At 73.7% G+C, this 18206-nt stretch carries 14 protein-coding genes and 1 riboswitch; of the genes, 4 read left to right on the top strand and 10 right to left on the bottom strand.

The window, feature by feature from the left end; all coding sequences use genetic code 11:
- Positions 1 to 41: 41 nt before the first annotated feature.
- Together argF and ACGH52_RS29460 are read right to left on the bottom strand one after the other, a co-directional pair.
- A complete protein-coding gene (gene argF / locus ACGH52_RS29465; RefSeq protein ID WP_399943662.1) occupies positions 42 to 1049 on the bottom strand; it encodes an ornithine carbamoyltransferase in 1008 nt (335 codons plus the stop codon).
- 66 nt (positions 1050 to 1115) lie between these two features.
- Positions 1116 to 2339 (bottom strand): arginine deiminase, encoded by a 1224-nt coding sequence (locus ACGH52_RS29460; protein WP_076976764.1) that lies wholly within the window; start codon positions 2337 to 2339, stop codon positions 1116 to 1118.
- A gap of 290 nt (positions 2340 to 2629) precedes the next feature.
- Between ACGH52_RS29460 and ACGH52_RS29455 the strand changes: the two genes are divergently transcribed.
- A complete protein-coding gene (locus tag ACGH52_RS29455; protein WP_399943658.1) occupies positions 2630 to 3955 on the top strand; it encodes a cation:proton antiporter in 1326 nt (441 codons plus the stop codon).
- A gap of 3 nt (positions 3956 to 3958) precedes the next feature.
- On the opposite strand, the gene ACGH52_RS29450 is transcribed toward ACGH52_RS29455, so the two are convergent.
- The 7 genes from ACGH52_RS29450 to ACGH52_RS29420 all read right to left on the bottom strand — a co-directional run bounded on the left by ACGH52_RS29450 (position 3959) and on the right by ACGH52_RS29420 (position 11848).
- Positions 3959 to 6508 (bottom strand): polynucleotide kinase-phosphatase, encoded by a 2550-nt coding sequence (locus ACGH52_RS29450; protein ID WP_399943655.1) that lies wholly within the window; start codon positions 6506 to 6508, stop codon positions 3959 to 3961.
- Entirely contained in the window at positions 6505 to 7983 is a 1479-nt protein-coding gene (locus ACGH52_RS29445) for a 3' terminal RNA ribose 2'-O-methyltransferase Hen1 (protein ID WP_399943652.1), read from the bottom strand. The genes ACGH52_RS29450 and ACGH52_RS29445 overlap by 4 nt, the downstream gene beginning before the upstream one ends.
- 174 nt (positions 7984 to 8157) lie before the next feature.
- The gene (locus ACGH52_RS29440; RefSeq protein WP_059298144.1) at positions 8158 to 9081 is read right to left on the bottom strand and encodes an LLM class F420-dependent oxidoreductase; all 924 of its coding nucleotides are present in this window, start codon (positions 9079 to 9081) and stop codon (positions 8158 to 8160) included.
- 69 nt (positions 9082 to 9150) lie between these two features.
- The gene (locus ACGH52_RS29435) at positions 9151 to 9621 is read right to left on the bottom strand and encodes a DUF6099 family protein (RefSeq protein WP_059298142.1); all 471 of its coding nucleotides are present in this window, start codon (positions 9619 to 9621) and stop codon (positions 9151 to 9153) included.
- 184 nt (positions 9622 to 9805) lie between these two features.
- On the bottom strand, positions 9806 to 10150 hold the full coding sequence (locus ACGH52_RS29430; RefSeq protein WP_059298140.1) for a nucleotide pyrophosphohydrolase: 345 nt from the start codon (positions 10148 to 10150) through the stop codon (positions 9806 to 9808).
- Positions 10147 to 11337 (bottom strand): AAA family ATPase, encoded by a 1191-nt coding sequence (locus ACGH52_RS29425; RefSeq protein ID WP_399943647.1) that lies wholly within the window; start codon positions 11335 to 11337, stop codon positions 10147 to 10149. The genes ACGH52_RS29430 and ACGH52_RS29425 overlap by 4 nt, the downstream gene beginning before the upstream one ends.
- Before the next feature lie 91 nt (positions 11338 to 11428).
- On the bottom strand, positions 11429 to 11848 hold the full coding sequence (locus ACGH52_RS29420) for a cell division protein SepF (protein WP_076976759.1): 420 nt from the start codon (positions 11846 to 11848) through the stop codon (positions 11429 to 11431).
- Between the two features lie 180 nt (positions 11849 to 12028).
- Between ACGH52_RS29420 and ACGH52_RS29415 the strand changes: the two genes are divergently transcribed.
- Positions 12029 to 15172, top strand: coding sequence for an FAD-binding and (Fe-S)-binding domain-containing protein (locus tag ACGH52_RS29415; protein WP_399943644.1), 3144 nt, complete (start codon positions 12029 to 12031; stop codon positions 15170 to 15172).
- A gap of 67 nt (positions 15173 to 15239) precedes the next feature.
- On the opposite strand, the gene ACGH52_RS29410 is transcribed toward ACGH52_RS29415, so the two are convergent.
- Positions 15240 to 15704, bottom strand: coding sequence for a hypothetical protein (locus tag ACGH52_RS29410; protein WP_210974541.1), 465 nt, complete (start codon positions 15702 to 15704; stop codon positions 15240 to 15242).
- A 314-nt stretch (positions 15705 to 16018) separates the two neighbouring features.
- Here ACGH52_RS29410 and ACGH52_RS29405 point away from each other — a divergent pair, with 314 nt between their 5' ends.
- Positions 16019 to 17377, top strand: coding sequence for a chloride channel protein (locus ACGH52_RS29405; protein ID WP_210974540.1), 1359 nt, complete (start codon positions 16019 to 16021; stop codon positions 17375 to 17377).
- Positions 17374 to 17931: a potassium channel family protein gene (locus tag ACGH52_RS29400; protein ID WP_308293457.1), complete on the top strand. Its 558-nt coding sequence runs from the start codon at positions 17374 to 17376 to the stop codon at positions 17929 to 17931. Before ACGH52_RS29405 ends, ACGH52_RS29400 begins: the two co-directional genes overlap by 4 nt.
- Before the next feature lie 78 nt (positions 17932 to 18009).
- Positions 18010 to 18196: riboswitch (cobalamin riboswitch) on the top strand.
- Positions 18197 to 18206: the final 10 nt, after the last annotated feature.

Here is an 18206-nt window from a genome sequence, read left to right as displayed (position 1 = left end):
AGGGGTGGGCCCGTAGCCGCCGGTCAGGATAACGGCCCTGCTCAGGCCAGCGTGGCCACGAGGACGGCCTTGATGGTGTGCAGGCGGTTCTCCGCCTCGTCGAAGACGACCGAGTGCTCCGACTCGAAGACCTCGTCCGTGACCTCCAGGGAGTCGAGCCCGTGGGCCTCGAAGATCTCCTGGCCGACCTTGGTGCCCAGGTCGTGGAAGGCGGGCAGGCAGTGCAGGAACTTGACGTCCGGGTTGCCGGTGGCGCGCAGCACGTCCATGGTCACGGCGTACGGCGCGAGGGCCTTGATCCGCTCGGCCCAGACCTCCTTGGGCTCGCCCATGGAAACCCAGACGTCGGTGACGACGAACCCGGCGCCGCGCACCCCCTCGGCCACGTCCTCGGTGAGGGTGATGCGCGCCCCGCTGGCCTCGGCGAGCCGGTGCGCCCGGTCGACGACCTCCTGGGCGGGCCAGTAGGCCTTCGGCGCGACGATGCGCACGTCCATGCCGAGGAGGGCGCCGGTGACCAGGTAGGAGTTGCCCATGTTGAAGCGGGCGTCGCCGAGGTAGGCGAAGCCGATCTCCCGCAGGGGGCGGTCGCTGTGCTCGGTCATGGTGAGCACGTCGGCGAGCATCTGGGTGGGGTGCCAGTCGTCGGTCAGACCGTTGTAGACGGGGACTTTGGCGAAGGCCGCCAGCTCCTCGACCTTGGTCTGGCTGTCGCCGCGGTACTCGATGCCGTCGAACATCCGGCCGAGCACCCGCGCGGTGTCCTTGACGGACTCCTTGTGCCCGATCTGGGAGCCGGCCGGGTCGAGGTACGTGGTAGAGGCGCCCTGGTCGGCGGCGGCGACCTCGAACGCGCAGCGGGTGCGCGTCGAGGTCTTCTCGAAGATCAGCGCGATGTTCTTGCCGGTGAGGTACCGCGTCTCGGTCCCGGCCCGCTTGGCGGCCTTCAGCTCGGCGGCCAGCTCGACCAGGCCGCGGAACTCCTCCTCGGTGAAATCCAGCTCCTTGAGGAAGTGGCGGCCGGCGAGGGCGGTCGGGACTGTCGCCATGAGGGCGCTCCAGAGGTACGGGACGGGAACGGGGACTTCTGGAACTATATACGAGATCCCGAATTCTTATACGGCAGCGCGTTCGACCGGGCAGCTCATGCAGCGCGGCCCTCCCCTGCCCCGGCCAAGTTCGCTGCCCGGGATCTCGATCACCTCGATGCCCTGTTTGCGCAGATGGGTGTTGGTGGTGGCGTTGCGTTCGTAGGCGACGACGACGCCCGGTTCGACGGCCAGGACGTTGCAGCCGTCGTCCCACTGCTCGCGCTCGGCCGCGTGCACGTCCTGGGTGGCGGTCAGGACCCGGATCTCGCCGAGGCCGAGGGCGGCGGCCATCGCGCGGTGCATGTGCTCCGGCGGGTGGTCGGTGACCTTCAGGTCCTTCTCCCCGGCGCCCGGCTCGATCGTGTAGGAGCGGAGCATGCCGAGCCCGGCGTACTGGGTGAAGGTGTCGCCGTCGACCATCGTCATCACCGTGTCCAGGTGCATGAAGGCGCGTCGCTTCGGCATGTCGAGGGCCACGATGGTCCGGGCGGACCCGGCGGCGAACAGCTTGTGGGCGAGCATCTCGACGGCCTGGGGCGTGGTGCGCTCGCTCATGCCGATGAGCACGGCGCCGTTGCCGATGACCAGGACGTCGCCCCCCTCGATGGTGGAGGGGTAGTCGGCCTGCCCCTCGGACCAGAGGCGGAAGGTCTCGTCGCGGAACAGCGGGTGGTGCCGGTAGATCGCCTCGAAGTGGACCGTCTCGCGCTGCCGGGCGGGCCAGCGCATGGCGTTGATGGAGACGCCGTCGTAGATCCAGGCCGAGGTGTCCCGGGTGAAGAGGTGGTTGGGCAGCGGGCCGAGCAGGAAGTCGTCCAGCTCCATGGCGTGGAAGCGCACGGAGGTCGGCTCCGGGTGCGCCTGAAGGAACTCCCGCTTGGTCATGCCGCCGACCAGCCACTCGGCCAGCTCGTGGGCGGGCAGGGTCTCGAAGGCGGCCCGGAGGTGGTCCGTGGCCAGCACTCCGTACTCCTTCTCGTCGAAGACCCGGTCCAGGACGAGCCGCCGGGCGGCCGGGACGTCCAGGGTCTCGGTGAGCAGGTCGCCGAAGAGGTGCACCGCCACCCCGCGGTCGCGGAGCACGTCGGCGAACCCGTCGTGCTCGGCGCGCGCCCGGCGCACCCACAGCACGTCGTCGAAGAGGAGGGCGTCCTTGTTGCTGGGGGTGAGCCTTTTGAGCTCGAGATCCGGCCGGTGCAGGATGACGCGGGTGAGCCGCCCGGCTTCGGAGTCGACTTGGAATCCCATGCCTCCATCCTGACCACTCGGGCGCCCGTTCACCCCCCGCTTTCGCGGACCCGTGCGCTCCGGGCCCCTACGCGCCGACCGGGGCGCGCCCCTCGGGCGCAGCGAGGCCCCACGGCGCGGGCGCCGGTGCGCCGGACGCGGACGACCGCCCTGCGTGCTTCCCGTGCTCCGGACGGGGCCGGTGTACGACCTGCGATGCGACGCCGGAGCACGCCCATCCTGTGGTGGTTGGCAGTGCCGGCCGACTCCGGACGAGGCCGGCATCGGACACCGGAGCGTGCGGAGACACCTTGAGTTCTGACGCGTTGATCGCCCACCTGGTGGGCGCATCGGCTCTGATCCTGGTCGCCGCGCATGCGGGCGGCGGGCTGGCCCGGCGGCTCGGGCAGCCCTACATCGTGGGACAGCTGGCGGCGGGCATCGCCCTCGGCCCCTCCCTCCTCGGCAGCCTCGCCCCCGACGCGTACGACGCCCTCTTCCCGGCGGCCATCGGTCCGGCGCTGACCGGGTTCTCCCAGTTCTCCCTGGTGGTGTTCCTGTTCGCGGTGGGGTACGAGCTGGACCTGAAGATCCTCGGCGACCGGGCGCGCGTCTCGGTGACCGTGGCGCTGGCCGCGTTCGTGGTGCCGATGGCGGTGGGGTGCGGCGCCGCGCTGCTGTTCCGGGACACCTTGCGCGACCTCGGCGGCGGGCGGGAGCTGTCGCCCGCCGCGGTGGTGTTCGCGGGGATCGCCCTGTCGATAACGGCGGTGCCCGTGCTGACCGCGATCGTGCGGGAGAACGGCCTCACCCGCACCGTGCCCGGGGTGGTGGCGGTCTCGGCGGCCGGGGTGCTCGACGCGGTGTGCTGGACGGTGCTGGCGGGCGCGATGCTCGACAGCGGGGCGGGCGAGGCGGCGCTGGACTGGCCGTGGCGTGCGGCGCTCGCCGTCGGCTTCGTCACCGTGATGGCGCTGGCGGCCCGGCCGGTGCTGCGCACACTGCTGTGGCGGACGCGCCTGGAGCCGTCGCTGCGGCTGGCGCTGCTCATCGGCTTCGCCCTCGGGTCGGCCTGGGTGACGCACTGGCTGGGGCTGCACGTGATCTTCGGGGCGCTGCTCGCCGGTCTGGTGACACCCCGGGAGGAGGACGGCACGCTCGACCCGGATCTGCTGCGGCCGCTGCACGAGATCAGTTCCCTGCTGCTGCCGTTCTTCTTCGTGCTCTCGGGGCAGTCCGTGGCCCTGAACAGCATGACCGGCACCGGCTGGACGGTGCTGCTGGTGGTGACGGTGCTGGCGGTCACCACGAAGGTCGGCAGCGGGCTGGCAGCGGCCCGGCTCGGCGGTCTCGACCGGCACGACGCCCGCACCGTCGGGGTGCTGCTCAGCGCCCGGGGCCTGACCGAGCTGATCGCGCTCAACGCCGGCCTGGAGGCGGGGCTGGTCAGTGCGCCGCTCTACACGGTCCTGGTGTTCATGGCGCTCGCCACGACCCTGCTGACCCAGCCGCTCCTCGTGCTGACCCGCCACCTGGCGGCACGCGACCGCCCCGCACCACCGGCCCCCGGCACCACCTCCGTGCAGCCGTACGCGACGGCCGAGGGGGGTGCCGAGGGACCGGGACGAGGCGAGTGAGGGTCACAGCCGCGGGTCCACCGGCTCCGACTCCAGGGCCAGCACCCCGAACACCGCCTCGTGCACGCGCCACAGCGGCTCGCCGTCGGCGAGGCGGTCCAGGGCCTCCAGGCCGAGGGCGTACTCGCGGAGCGCCAGGGACCGCTTGTGGTTCAGGAACCGGTGCCTGAGCCGGGCGAGGTGGTCGGGGCGGGTGTACTCGGGGCCGTAGATGATCCGCAGGTACTCCCGGCCCCGGCACTTGATGCCGGGCTGGACCAGACGGCCCTTCTCGTCGCGGACCAGGGCGCCGACCGGCTTGACCACCATGCCCTCGCCGCCGCGGCCGGTCATCTCCAGCCACCAGTCGGTCCCGGCCGCCACCGACTCGGGGTCGCCGGTGTCGACGTACAGGCGGCGGGTGGTCTGCAGCAGGCCGCTGCCGTCGTGTTCGACGAGCCGGTCGATGAGGGCGAGCTGCTCGTCGTGCGGCAGCGCGGCCAGGCTGCGGCCCTGGACGGCGAGGATCTGGAACGGGGCCAGGCGGACGCCGTCCAGGCCGTCGGTGGGCCAGCAGTAGCGGCGGTAGGCGTCGGTGAAGGCGGCCGCGTCGGCGGACCGGTCGCGCTGGCGGTCGAGCAGGTCCCGCACCTCGACGCCGCGCGCCGCGGCGCCCTCCAGTGCGGCCAGGGCGCCCGGGAACACCGCGCGGGAGGCGGCGCCCACGGCGGCGTACTGGGAGCGCAGCAGGCCGGTGGCCTTGAGGGACCAGGGCATCAGCTCGGTGTCCAGGAGCAGCCAGTCGGTGGCCAGTTCGTCCCACAGGCCGGCCTCGCCGATCGCCGTGCGCAGCCGGTCGAGGATCTCCTCGGTGAGCGACGCGTCGTCGAGGAAGGGGCGGCCGGTGCGGGTGTAGAGGGAGCCGGTGGGGCCCTCCACACCGAAGCGGGCGCGGGCCGCCACCGCGTCGCGGCAGACCAGGACCACCGCCCGCGAGCCCATGTGCTTCTCCTCGCACACCACCCGCGCGACGCCGTCCGCCGCGTACTGCGCGAAGGCCTCCTTCGGGTGCTCCAGGTATCCGTCCACCCCGGAGGTGGCGGTCGGTGCCATGGTCGGCGGGAGGTACGGCAGCAGGCGCGGGTCGGTGGCGAAGCGGCTCATGACCTCCAGAGCCGCCGCCCCGTTCTCCTCCCGCACGGTGATCCGCCCGGCGTGCCGGGTCTCCACCGTCCGGCGGCCCTGGACGTCGGCCAGGTCCAGCGGGCGGCCGTCGTGTCCGCCGGGCGCCTCGGTCCGCAGCGGCCTGGCCGGCTCGTACCAGACCCGCTCGGCGGGTACGTCGACCAGCTCGCGCTCCGGCCAGCGCAGCGCGGTGAGCTTGCCGCCGAAGACGGCGCCGGTGTCCAGGCAGATGGTGTTGTTCAGCCAGGTGGCCTCCGGGACGGGGGTGTGGCCGTAGACCACCGCCGCGCGGCCCCGGTAGTCCTCGGCCCACGGGTAGCGCACCGGCAGGCCGAACTCGTCGGTCTCGCCGGTGGTGTCGCCGTACAGGGCGTGCGAGCGGACCCGGCCGGAGGTGCGGCCGTGGTACTTCTCGGGCAGACCGGCGTGGCAGACCACGAGCCTGCCGCCGTCGAGGACGTAGTGGCTGACCAGGCCGTCGATGAACTCCCGTACCTCGGCGCGGAACTCCTCGCTCTCGCCGTCCATCTGCTCGATCGTCTCGGCGAGTCCGTGGGTGTGCTGGACCTTGCGGCCCTTGAGGAAGCGGCCGTACTTGTTCTCGTGGTTGCCCGGCACGCACAGCGCGTTGCCCGACGTGACCATGGACATCACACGGCGCAGCACGCCGGGGCTGTCCGGGCCGCGGTCGACCAGGTCGCCGACGAAGACGGCGGTGCGGCCCTCGGGGTGGACGCCGTCGGTGTAGCCGAGCTTGCCGAGCAGGGCCTCCAGTTCGGCGGCGCAGCCGTGGATGTCGCCGACGATGTCGAAGGGGCCGGTGAGGTGGGTGAGGTCGTTGAAGCGCTTCTCGGTGACGACGGTGGCGTGCTCGGCCTCCTCGGCGCCGCGCAGCACGTGCACCTTGCGGAAGCCCTCGCGCTCCAGGTGGCGCAGGGAGCGGCGGAGTTCGCGGGTGTGGCGCTGGATGACCCGGCGGGGCAGGTCGGCGCGGTCGGCGCGGGTGGCGTTGCGCTCGGCGCAGACCTGCTCGGGCACGTCGAGGACGATGGCGATGGGCAGCACGTCGTGCTTCCTGGCCAGGTCGATCAGCTGGCGCCGGGCGTCCTGCTGCACGTTGGTCGCGTCGACGACGGTGCGGCGGCCCGCGGCGAGCCGCTTGCCCGCGATGTAGTGCAGGACGTCGAAGGCGTCGCGGCTGGCGCTCTGGTCGTTCTCGTCGTCGGCGACCAGGCCCCGGCAGAAGTCGGAGGAGATGACCTCGGTCGGCTTGAAGTGGCGCCGGGCGAAGGTGGACTTGCCGGAGCCGGAGGCGCCGATCAGCACGACGAGGGAGAGGTCGGTGACGGGCAGGGCGCGGGCCCGCACGGTGGTGTCGGTGGTGCTCATGCGGCCTTCGCCTCCTTCTCGGTCGGGGCCTCGGTCCTGCCGAGGGTGAACAGGGCCAGCTGGGTGGGCGGGCCCACCTCGGGGTCGTCGGGGCCGACGGGGCGGAACTCCACGGCGTAGCCGTGCCGTTCGGCGACCGCCCGGGCCCAGGTACGGAACTCCTCGCGGGTCCACTCGAAGCGGTGGTCGCGGTGGCGGACGTGACCGGCGGGCAGGGTCTCCCAGCGCACGTTGTACTCGACGTTGGGGGTGGTGACGACGACGGTGCGGGGGCGGGCCGAGCCGAAGACGGCGTACTCCAGGGCGGGCAGCCGCGGCAGGTCGAGGTGCTCGATCACCTCGCTGAGCACGGCGGCGTCGTAGCCCCCCAGCCGCTTGTCGGTGTAGGCGAGCGAGCCCTGCAGGAGCTGGACGCGCGCGGCCTGCCGCTCGCCCATGCGGTCCAGTTTGAGCCGCCGGGAGGCGATGGTGAGCGCGCGCACCGACACGTCCACGCCGACGATCTCGGTGAAGCGCGGCTCCTTGAGCAGCTCGCGCACCAGGTGCCCCTCGCCGCAGCCGAGGTCGAGGACGCGGGCGGCGGCGTGGTCGCGCAGGGCGGTGAGGATCGCCTCGCGGCGGTGCACGGCGAGCGGGGTGGGCCTGGCCTCCTGCTCGGCGTCCGCCTCGACCGCGTTGTCGATCTCCTCGACCTCGCTGTCGTCGGTCTCGGCCAGCCGGATCAGCTCCAGCCGGTCCATCGCCTCGCGGGTCAGGGACCAGCGGCGGGACAGATAGCGGCTGGTGATCAGCTTCTGCTCCGGGTGGCCGGACAGCCAGCCCTCACCGGCCCGCATCAGCTTGTCGACCTCGTCCGGGGAGACCCAGTAGTGCTTGGCGTCGTCGAGCACCGGGAGCAGGACGTACAGGTGGCGCAGGGCGTTCGAGAGGGTGAGGGTCTCGGACTCCAGCACCAGCCGGACGTAGCGCGAGTCGCCCCACTCGGGGAACTCGGTGTCCAGCGGCACGGCCTCGACGGCGGCCGTCCAGCCGAGCGGCTCGAACAGGCGCCGTACCAGGTCGGGGCCGCCGCGGGCGGGCAGCGCCGGGATCTCGACGCGCAGCGGCAGCGACCGGGCGGCACGCTCGGGACGGGCCTTGCACACGCCGCGCATCGCGCTGGAGAAGACGTTGCTCAGCGCGACGGCGAGGAGGGACGAGGCCGCGTACGGACGGTCGTTGACGTACTGCGCGAGGGCCGCGTCGGGGGCGCCGCCGCGGCCCTTGCCCTTGCCCCGCCTGACCAGCGCCACCGCGTCGACCTCCAGCAGCAGCGCCGCCGTGCAGCGCTGCTCCGCCGCCTCCGGGTAGAGCACGTGGGCCGTGCCGAAGGAGGTGGAGAACGCCTGCGCCTTGTCCGGATGCTTGTGCAGCAGGAAACCGAGGTCGGTCGCGGGGTGCTCGGGGGTACCGGTGGTGGTGATGGTCAGGAACATGGGCCTCTCCGGCCGGGTCGGCGGTGCAACGGACGACTGCGTGGGTGCCGCGCGCACGAGAGCCCCCGGGGGGGGGGTGATCCCCGGGGGCTCCGGCAGGACGACCGTCACACCATCGCACAGGGCGGGTGACCGGCGCCTTCGGTTATCCGGCCGTGCGAGGGGCGGGCGGTCTCAGGCCAGTTGCGACTGGACCTGGGAGGAGATCAGCTCCAGGTGGTCCAGGTCGTCGAGGTCGAGGATCTGGAGGTAGATCCGCTGGGCGCCGGCCTCGGCGTAGCGGCCGATCTTCTCGACGACCTCGGCCGGGGAGCCCGCGAGGCCGTTGGCCTTCAGCTCCTCGACCTCGCGGCCGATGACGGCGGCGCGCCGGGCGACCTCGGCGTCGTCCTTGCCGACGCAGGCGACGAGGGCGTTGGAGTAGGTGAGGGCGTCCGCCGGGCGGCCGGCCGCCTCGGCGGCGGCCCGCACCCGGCCGAACTGGCGCTGGGTGTCCTCGATCGAGGCGAACGGCATGTTGAACTCGTCGGCGTACTGACCGGCCAGCCGCGGGGTGCGGGTGGCGCCGTGGCCGCCGATGAGCACGGGCACCTTGGCCTGCGCGGGCTTGGGCAGCGCGGGCGAGTCGGTGAGGTCGTAGAACCTGCCGTGGAAGTCGAAGGTCTTGCCGGTCTCGGTGGCCCACAGGCCGGTGACGATCGCCAGCTGCTCCTCCAGGCGGCCGATCTTCTCCTTCGGGAAGGGGATGCCGTACGCCTTGTGCTCCTCCTCGAACCAGCCGGCGCCCAGGCCCAGCTCGATGCGGCCGCCCGACATCTGGTCGACCTGGGCGACCTGGATGGCGAGGACGCCGGGCAGCCGGAAGGTGCCCGCGGTCATGAGGGTGCCGAGCCGGATGCGCTTCGTCTCCCGGGCGAGACCGGCCAGGGTGATCCAGGCGTCGGTGGGGCCGGGGAGGCCGTCCGAGGCGCCCATGCGGAGGTAGTGGTCGCTGCGGAAGAAGGCGTCGAAGCCGAGGTCCTCGGTGGCCTTGGCCACGGTGAGCAAGGTGTCGTAGGTGGCCCCCTGCTGGGGCTCGGTGAAGATACGGAGATCCATGTCTCCCATCCTGCCTGCTCGGCACGGGTGTCCGGCACAGGCGCCGTCGCGGCGCGCGGGAAGCGGGTCCTAGCCCGCCTCCCGCGCCGGTAAGTGCGCGTCGCGGTCCGCCAGTTTGCGCAGCATCTCCAGGACCCGGTCCCGTGACTCGTCGGCCGCGTCGATGGCCTCCATGCACTGCCAGTACGTCGCCTCGTCGTCCGCGGCGCAGGCCGCGCCCACCAGCGCGATGCCGGTCTCGCCGAGCAGGGTGCCCAGGCGCATCAGGGCCTGCCGGGCGTCGCCCAGTTCGGTGAGCTGGGCGGCGCGCAGCTCACCCGGGGCCAGCTCCGGGGTGCGCAGCACTCCGCAGCCGCGGCCCGCCAGCTCGGTCAAGCCGATGGCCTCGCCGCGCAGTTCGGGCGGGCCGTGGACCGCCAGCCGGCTGCCGATCGCCTGGGCCAGGGCCTGCACCTGCCACACCTCCGTCAGGATCTTGGGCACCTCGCCACCGGCGGCCAGGGCACGCCCACTCGTCACGATGAGCCGCACAGCGTCCATGCGCTGCCCCCGTCTGTTCCGACGCGCTCGCGGCGCGTCCGCCCGAACTCCGTTGTTCACTACCCAGAGTGAAGGTGTGTGGGGCGAAAAGCCAGAGGAAGGCGGAAATCTTCGGACACGATATTGATTTCTGGCCGGATTTTGACTGCGGAGAGTGATAACGGAGCGGTTGGCTCCCCCGGGTTCAGTCTTCCGGCGCGCCCGCCACGGGGAACCGGGACTCGTTGCGCTCGATCTTCGCCTCCAGCGCGGCCAGCGGGTCGACGCCGAGCACCTCGCAGAACTGGAGGAGGTACGCCAGCACGTCGGCGACCTCGTCCCGCACCCGGTGCGCGGTGTCCGGGTCGGTCATGACGCGGGCCGACTGCTCGGGCGTCAGCCACTGGAAGATCTCAAGGAGTTCGGAAGCCTCGACGCTCAGCGCGGCGGCCAGGTTCTTGGGGGTGTGGTACGGCTGCCAGTCGCGCGCGGCGGCGAACTCGGCCAGCCTGCGCCGCAGTGCCGCGAGGTCGCGGGGATGATCGGTCACGGGTTCAGGTGTACCACCGTGACGCCGCCCGCCCCGTCGGCCCCCGCCTCCCCGGCCGCCCCCGCCACCCACGACGCGTCGGCGACCGCGCCGACGAAGCGGATGTGCCCCCGGTCGCACATCCGCGCCGCCAGCCGGAGCAGTTCGGCGCGCTGGCGCACGTCCAGGCCGCGGTCGAAGCCGTCGGCGAGGACGGTGAGGGTCTGCAGCGCGGCGGGCACCTCTCCGGCCGGGTCGACCTCCAGCACCCCGGGCCCGGTGAACAGCACGAGGGCCAGGGCGAGATAGCGCAGCTCGCCGTAGCCCAGGCGGGCGAGGCCGGTGCGCAGGCCGTCGCCCCGGTCGAGGAGCGCGCGGACCACGCCGCCGACGACCGGTTCGGCCAGGACGTCCTCGACGGGGCCCGGGCATCCGGCGCGTACCGCGGCGACGAACTGCGCGTGCCGCCGGCCGCACTCGGCGCGGGTGCGCCACAGCACGTCGGCGAGGTTGTCGCAGCCGCCGAGGAGGCGTCCGGAGCCGGTGGGCACGGGCTCCCGCATCCGGCCCGGCCGCGGATCGCAGGCGAAGACGGAGCGCAGGGCGACCACCATCTGCTCGGCCGCCGCGAGCACCCTGCGCTGCCCGTCCGTCTTGCCGGCCACCCGCAGCGGCAGCAGCGGGGTGCCGAGCCGGTCGTCCGGCAGCGGGGCGCGGGTCACGGGTGCCGACCCGGCCGTGTGCCAGGCCGCCTGCACGGCGCGGCGGCCGGGGTCGCGCAGCGCCGTCTCCAGGAGCACCACGCCGTCCGCCGTCAGCCGCTCCCCCACGATGCGCAGCTCCGGCTCGGCCTGCACGGCGACGTCCAGGTGCACCGGCCCCTCGGCCCCGTCGGCCGTGCAGCCGATGCGGAAGCCCCGGCGGCGCTGCGCGTCGGGCCGGGCCCGTTCGGGCACGCAGGCGGCCGGGTCCGGGAACACCGCGCCGAGTACCGCGCCGCCGCCGAGCCGGGCCAGGGCGTCGTAGGCCCTCAGCGCACTGGTCTTGCCGCTGCCGCTGGGCCCGGCGAGCACGGTGAGCGGCCCGAGCCGCAGCACGGCGCGCCGGTGCCCGGCGAAGGCGGACAGCCGCAGCTGGGTGACGCGGGGGCGGCCGGGGAGCGGCGGGACGGACTCCGGTGACGCCGGTGACGCGGATGACGCTGCCATATGCGGACCGTAGGACCGCGCCGGACGGCGAACCGTTTTGCCCGGACGGCTTTCCTACGATCGGGGGACCGCGCGGCCGGGGCCGCCTCCGTCACACTCCCGGGACCCCCACCGCGCTCTCCATCAGCCCGTTCACCTCGGTGCCCGCCGGGGTCAGCAGGAAGACGTTGCGGTCCACCCGGTGCATCCCGCTGGCCAGACCGAAGACGACGCCGGTGCTGAAGTCCAGGACCCGCTTGGCGACATCGCCCTCCGCACTGGTGAGGTCCAGGAGCACCGGGATCCCCGCCATCAGCGTCTCGGCGACCTCGCGGGCGTCCGCGAACACATTGACCCGGAGGACGACGAAACGCCGACGGCGCTCCGTCTCCGCCTCGGGCATCGCCCGGTGGCCGACCGCCGACGGCCAGGCGTCGCGCCCGCGCAACGGCACGACCTGGGCGAGCCCTTCCCACTGTTCATCGGTGACGTCGTGGCTGTTCACCGGCTCCCCCGTTCCACTCGCCTTCATTGCCTGCACCAGCCAATTCTTACGCCAAGTCACCCGTTCGGCCCAACAGCGACACGGTTGGCGACGCTCCGTGTCCGTGATTGTCGGGCACCGGGCCGGGTACTCAGCGACGGCCGTCGCGCCCGCGCGGGACGCCGCTGTCGCGCCGACGGACGTACGCCGACCCACGAAGGAGTGCCCATGGGTGTGCTGGATCTGCCCGAACCCGTCACGCGCGTGGGGGCACCGCCGCCGGTCGACACCGCCGCGCTCCGGGCGGCACTGCGCGAGCGGGTAGACGGCGAGGTCCGCTTCGACGCCGGGAGCCGGGCCGCCTACTCCACGGACGCGTCGAACTTCCGCCGGACACCCCTCGGCGTGGTCGTCCCGCGCACCCCGGAGGCCGGGGCCGAGGCGGTGGCCGTGGCGCGGGAGTTCGGTGCGCCCGTGCTGTCGCGCGGCGGCGGGACGAGTCTGGCCGGGCAGTGCACCAACGCGGGCGTGGTCCTCGACTGGTCGAAGTACTGCACCCGGATCGAGTCGGTGGACCCCGGCGCCCGCACCTGCGTCGTCCAGCCCGGGATCGTGCTCGACGACCTGAACCGGCAACTCGCGCCGCACGGGCTGCGCTACGGTCCCGAGCCCGCCACCCACGCCAACTGCACCCTCGGCGGCATGATCGGCAACAACTCCTGCGGTGCCACCGCGCAGGCGCACGGCAAGGTCGTCGACAACATCGCCCGGCTGGAGGTGCTGCTCTACGACGGCACCCGCTTCTGGTGCGGGAAGACGGACGACGAGGAGTACGCCGAGATCGAGCGGCAGGGCGATCTGCGGGCTACCGTCTACCGGCGGCTGCGGGCGCTGCGCGACACCTACGGGGACGAGATCCGCCGCCGGTTCCCGGACGTTCCGCGCCGCGTCTCCGGCTACAACCTGGACTCCCTGCTGCCGGAGCACGGTTTCGACGTGGCCGGTCTGCTGGTCGGCAGCGAGTCGACGCTGGTCACGGTGGTGCGGGCGGAGCTGGAACTGGTACCGGTGGTGAAGGAACGCTCCCTGCTGGTCCTGGGGTTCGACACCATCGACCAGGCCGCCGACGCCGTGCCCGACATCCTGCCGCACGACCCGATCGCGCTGGAGGGCGTCGACGCCCGGCTGGTCCGCGACGAGCGGATCAAGCACCTGAACCCGAAGGCGCTGGCCCAAATGCCGGAGGGCGACGCCTATCTGATGGTGCAGTTCGGCGGCGACACGGTCGAGGAGGCCGGCGCGCGGGCGCACCGGATGCTGGAGGCCGTGCACCGCTCCGCGCACGACGCCGACTGCGCGTTCCTGGACGACCCCTCGCACGAGGAGGCCCTGTGGCAGGTGCGCGAGGCCGGGCTGGGCGCCACCGCGCACATCCCGGGCAGGCCCGACACCTTCGAGGGCTGGGAGGACTCGGCGGTCTCGCCGGAGAAACTGGGCGACTACCTGCGTCGGCTGCGCGCGCTGTTCGAGGAGTTCGGGTACCTGAGCGACACCGGCCCGAGCCTGTACGGCCACTTCGGGCAGGGGTGCGTGCACACCCGGATCCCGTTCGACCTGTACACCGCGGACGGGGTGGCGGCGTACCGGAGGTTCATGGAGCGGGCGGCCGACCTCGTCGTCGAGTTCGGCGGCTCGCTCTCCGGCGAGCACGGGGACGGGCAGAGCCGGGGCGAGTTGCTGTCCCGGATGTTCGGGGACCGGCTCGTCGAGGCGTTCGGGCGGCTGAAGGCCGTCTTCGACCCGCTGGACCGGATGAACCCGGGGAAGGTCGTCGCGCCGTACGGACTGGACGAGAACCTGCGGCTCGGCGGTGACTGGGCCCCGTTCGAGCCGCGCGACCTGCACTTCCGCTTCCCGCACGACGGGGGTTCGTTCTCCCAGGCCGCCAACCGCTGCGTCGGGGTCGGCAAGTGCCGGCAGCACACCAGCGACGGCACGGTGATGTGCCCGTCGTACCAGGTGACGCGGGAGGAGGAGCACTCGACGCGGGGCCGGGCCCGGCTGTTGTTCGAGATGCTCGACGGGCACGGGGACGGCGCGATCCGGGACGGCTGGCGCTCGGCGGAGGTCAAGGACGCCCTCGATCTGTGCCTGGCCTGCAAGGGCTGCAAGAAGGACTGTCCGGCGGACGTGGACATGGCCACGTACAAGGCGGAGTTCCTCTCCCACCACTACGCGGGCCGGCCGTGGCGCAGGCCGCGCTCGGACTGGTCGATGGGCTGGCTGCCCGCGCTCGCGCGGGTGGTGGGCCGCACCCGGCTGGGGCCGGTCGTCAACGCGCTCACGCACGCGCCGCTGCTGTCGAAGGCCGCGGTGCTGGTGGCGGGGGTGGCGGACCGGGAGGTGCCGCTGTTCGCGGAGCGGACCTTCGCGCAGTGGTTCGCGGACCACGAGCCGGAGGGCGACGGGCACCGCGGGTCCGTGCTGCTGTGGCCGGACACCTTCACCAACCACTTCCACCCGCACGTCGGACGGGCGGCGGTACGGGTCCTGGAGCACGCCGGGTGGCGGGTGGAGCTGCCGCACGAGCCGCTGTGCTGCGGGCTGACCTGGATCTCCACCGGGCAGCTGGGCACGGCCGAGAAGGTCCTCACCCGCACCGTGCGCGCCCTGGCCCCCCAGGTGCGGTCGGGCGGCCTCGTCGTGGCGCTGGAGCCGAGCTGTGCGGCCGTCTTCCGGGCCGACGCGGCGGAGCTGTTCCCCGGCGACCAGGACGTGCGGCGGCTGGCCGAGCAGACGGTGACGCTGTCGGAGCTGCTCACCGAGCACTCCCCCGGTTACCGGCCGCCGCGGGTGCCCGACCGGTCGGCGCGTGCGCTGGCCCAGGTGCACTGCCACCAGCACGCGGTGCTCGGCTGGGAGGCCGACCGGGAGCTGCTGCGCCGGGCCGGGGTGGACGCGGAGCGACTGGACTCCGGCTGCTGCGGGCTGGCCGGCAACTTCGGCTTCGAGCGCGGTCACCTGGACGTCAGCGAGGCGTGCGCGGAGCGGGTGCTGCTGCCGCGGCTGCGGGAGGAGGACGAGTCGACCGTCGTCCTCGCGGACGGGTTCAGCTGCCGCACCCAGATCCACGAGTTCGACAGCGGCGGCCACGAGGGCGTGCACCTGGCGGAACTGCTGGCCTCGGCCCTGCCACCCGGCCCCGCGACCGGTCCGGGTACTCCGGGCAGCGCCTACGGCACCGCGCCGGGCGCCCGTCCGGCCGCTCCCGGCCCCCGGGCGAGGGCCCTGGCCCTCGCGGTCACGGCGGCGGCCGCCGTGGGCACCGCTGCGGCGGCGACGGCACTGGCCCGGGGCCTGCGCCGCCGCTGAGCACGCCCACGAAGGACGGTCACCCCCCCCGCGCGGGGGGGTGACCGTCCTTCGTGGGCGTGGAGTCTCAGGCTCGGGACGGGGCGTCCTGGCGGCTGGCCAGGGCCCAGATCACGAACACGTCGATCGCCATCATGATCACGGACCAGACGGGCGCGTACGGCAGGAACAGGAACTGGGCGATCAGGCTCAGCGAGGCGATGACGATGCCCGCCACCCGCGCCCACGCCATGTCCTTGAGCAGTCCGTACCCGGTGACGAGCACGAGGGCGCCCAGGATGACGTGGACGATGCCCCAGCCGGTCAGGCTCATCTCGTAGACGTAGGTGCCGATACGGGCGTACACGTCGTCCTCGGCGATGGCCGCGATGCCCTGGAGGACGGCGAGCGCGCCGTTCAGCAGCAGCAGTACGCCCGCGAAGACGACACCGCCCGTCACCCAGCCGCTGGTGCGGTCGCCCGGGCGCTGGGCCCAGGAGGCGTCACCGCCGCGCGGCTGCCTGCCGGGAGTGGGTTCGGCGTGCTGGCTCATGAGCGGAGTCCTTTCTGTGTCCCCCGTACGGGGCAGCTGCCCACCGGCACCGACGGCACCGACAGGTCGTTTCGAGCCTGCGGGCGGCCGTGCTCCGCGGCCACGCGGGTCCGCCGTACGGGTGAACCGCGGGCCGGGCGTGCGCGTGCGGGCGGCGGCGGCCTCGCGTTAACTGAGCGGCACCGCGGCCCCCGGTGACCGACGGACCGCGGGGCGCGAGAAGGAGGGCGTGTGACGAGTCGGCCGCTGCCCCGGCGAGAACCGCTGTTCCGGTGCGGACCGCTGCCCCGGCGGGAACCGCGCGGACGGCTTCCGTGACCGCGCCGGCGAACGCCGCCCCGGCCCGGGCCGAGGAGTCCTTGCGGCAGACCCTGCTCAGCCCGGGCTACCGGCGGCTGTTGCTGCTGTGCGTGCTGCTCGGCGTGCCCATCGCGCTGGCCTGCTTCTTCTTCGTCGGCCTCCAGCACGAGGCGCAGCACTGGGTGTGGACCACGCTGCCCGAGGCGGCCGGTTACGCCACCCCGCCCTGGTGGTGGCCGCTGCCCGCGCTGCTGCTCGCCGGGCTGCTCCTGGCGCCGATCGTGACCCGGATGCCGGGCGGCGGCGGCCACCTCCCGGTGAACGGCCTGGGCGGAGCGCCCGTCGGCCCGCGCGCCCTGCCCGGCGCGGTGCTGGCCGCGCTGGCCACCCTGCCGCTCGGCGTGGTGCTGGGTCCCGAGGCCCCGCTCATGGCCGTCGGCAGCGGGCTCGCCCTGCTGGCGGTGCGGCGGGCGGGCGCGGGCGGAGACCAGCGGGCCGGCGCGATCCTCGCCACGGCCGGTTCCACCGCCGCGATCTCCACCATCCTCGGCGGTCCGGTCGCTGCGGCGGTCCTGCTCATCGAGGGGGCGGGGCTGGCCGGCGCCCGGCTGGTCGCGCTGCTGCTGCCCTGTCTGCTGGCCAGCGCGACGGGTGCCCTGGTCTTCACCGGCTTCGGTCGGTGGACGGGGCTCGAGATCGGCGCGCTGGCCCTGCCCGACCTGCCGCCCCAGGCCGGTCCGGACGCGGGCGACTTCCTGTGGGGCCTGCCCGTCGCCGCCCTGATCGCCGTACTCGTCACGCTGGGCCGCGAACTGGGCCGCCGCACCGTCACCTGGACGCGGCGTCACACGGCCGCGCGCACCGTCGCCTGCGCCACGGCGGTCGGCGTCTGTGTCGCCGCCTACGCGCTGATCACCGGCCGCTCCCCGGCGGAGGCGGCGCTGTCCGGCCAGGCCACCCTCGCCCAGCTCGCCGCGCACCCGCACGCCTGGTCGGTGGGGGCGCTGGTGGCGCTGGTCGCGTGCAAGGGGCTGGCCTGGGGCATCGCGCTGGGCGCGCTGCGCGGCGGCCCGATCTTCCCGGCCGTCCTGCTGGGCGCGGCGACGGCGCTGGCCTGCTCCGGGCTGCCCGGCTTCGGCGCGACCCCGGCCCTCGCCCTCGGCATCGCCGCCGCGGCGGCCGCGGTGACCGGGTTGCCGCTGGCCAGCTCGGTCCTGGCGGTGCTGCTGATGGGCCGCGACGCCCACGACCAGACGCCGCTGATCGTCATGGCGTCGGTCGTCGCGTTCGTCGTCGCCCAGCTGGTGCGGCGCACGGAGCCGGGGGAGGACCGGGCGTCCGGCGGGGCGCCGACAACGGGAGCGGCACGGTGAGGGACCGCCGGACCGCGCCCTCGGGCCCGCGCCCCCGCGTCGGCTGGGACGCCGTACGGCCCTGGCTCGTGCGGGCCGGGATCGCGGCCGCCGTGGTCGTGGCCTACTTCCTGCTCCCCCTCGACCACCTGGGGCCGCAGCGGCCGGCACTGAGCTGGACGCTGTTCGCGGCACTGCTGACCGTCGTGGCCGTGCTGCTGCTGCGGCAGATCCGGCACGTCCTCCTCGACCACCCGGACAGCCGGCCCGGGGTGGTCATCTCCCTGCTGATCGTCCTGTCCGTGCACGTCTTCTCCGCCACGTACTACGCGCTGGCCAAGTCGCCGGGCGAGTTCCACGGCCTGCACACCAGGATCGACGCGCTGTACTTCACCGTGGTGACGCTCGCCACCGTCGGGTACGGGGACATCACCCCGCGGGGCCAGGCCGCGCGGGTGGTGACCGTCCTGCAGATCACGTACAGCTTCGTCTTCCTCACCGCCGCCGCCACCGCGCTGACCACCCGGATGCGGGACAGGGTGGTCCGGGGGCCCCAGCGGGGCCGCTCGCGCTGACGGCGGTGCGGCCCCCGCACCCGGCACCGGGCGTTTCCGCAGTACCGAGGCCCGCTTGTGCCCGCCCCCGTGGGAGCACTACTGTCGCCACGCCTTGGTGAACGGGAAATCCGGTGTGATGCCGGTGCGGCCCTCGCCACTGTGAATCGGGAAGTCCGGCTCCGGCCCTCGCGGGCAGCCACTGGATCGCTTGCGATCCGGGAAGGCGGAGCACGGGCGGTGGTACCCGTAAGCCAGGAGACCGGCCAAGGCGCGTCGTCCATCCACGAGGTGCT

The organism is Streptomyces sp. BBFR25 (genome assembly GCF_044590125.1).
In the GTDB taxonomy this organism is placed as follows: Bacteria; Actinomycetota; Actinomycetes; order Streptomycetales; family Streptomycetaceae; genus Streptomyces; species Streptomyces canus_D.
This window is presented reverse-complemented; position numbering and strand designations above follow the sequence as displayed.

What these genes read in the sequence shown, in the direction of transcription:
- ACGH52_RS29420 (WP_076976759.1), bottom strand. Translation starts at nt 11,848, where the DNA reads ATGAAGGCGAGTGGAACGGGGGAGCCGGTGAACAGCCACGACGTCACC.
- ACGH52_RS29410 (WP_210974541.1), bottom strand. Translation starts at nt 15,704, where the DNA reads ATGAGCCAGCACGCCGAACCCACTCCCGGCAGGCAGCCGCGCGGCGGT.
- argF (WP_399943662.1), bottom strand. Translation starts at nt 1,049, where the DNA reads ATGGCGACAGTCCCGACCGCCCTCGCCGGCCGCCACTTCCTCAAGGAG.
- ACGH52_RS29435 (WP_059298142.1), bottom strand. Translation starts at nt 9,621, where the DNA reads ATGGACGCTGTGCGGCTCATCGTGACGAGTGGGCGTGCCCTGGCCGCC.
- ACGH52_RS29450 (WP_399943655.1), bottom strand. Translation starts at nt 6,508, where the DNA reads ATGAGCACCACCGACACCACCGTGCGGGCCCGCGCCCTGCCCGTCACC.
- ACGH52_RS29425 (WP_399943647.1), bottom strand. Translation starts at nt 11,337, where the DNA reads ATGGCAGCGTCATCCGCGTCACCGGCGTCACCGGAGTCCGTCCCGCCG.
- ACGH52_RS29445 (WP_399943652.1), bottom strand. Translation starts at nt 7,983, where the DNA reads ATGTTCCTGACCATCACCACCACCGGTACCCCCGAGCACCCCGCGACC.
- ACGH52_RS29415 (WP_399943644.1), top strand. Translation starts at nt 12,029, where the DNA reads ATGGGTGTGCTGGATCTGCCCGAACCCGTCACGCGCGTGGGGGCACCG.
- ACGH52_RS29460 (WP_076976764.1), bottom strand. Translation starts at nt 2,339, where the DNA reads ATGGGATTCCAAGTCGACTCCGAAGCCGGGCGGCTCACCCGCGTCATC.
- ACGH52_RS29440 (WP_059298144.1), bottom strand. Translation starts at nt 9,081, where the DNA reads ATGGATCTCCGTATCTTCACCGAGCCCCAGCAGGGGGCCACCTACGAC.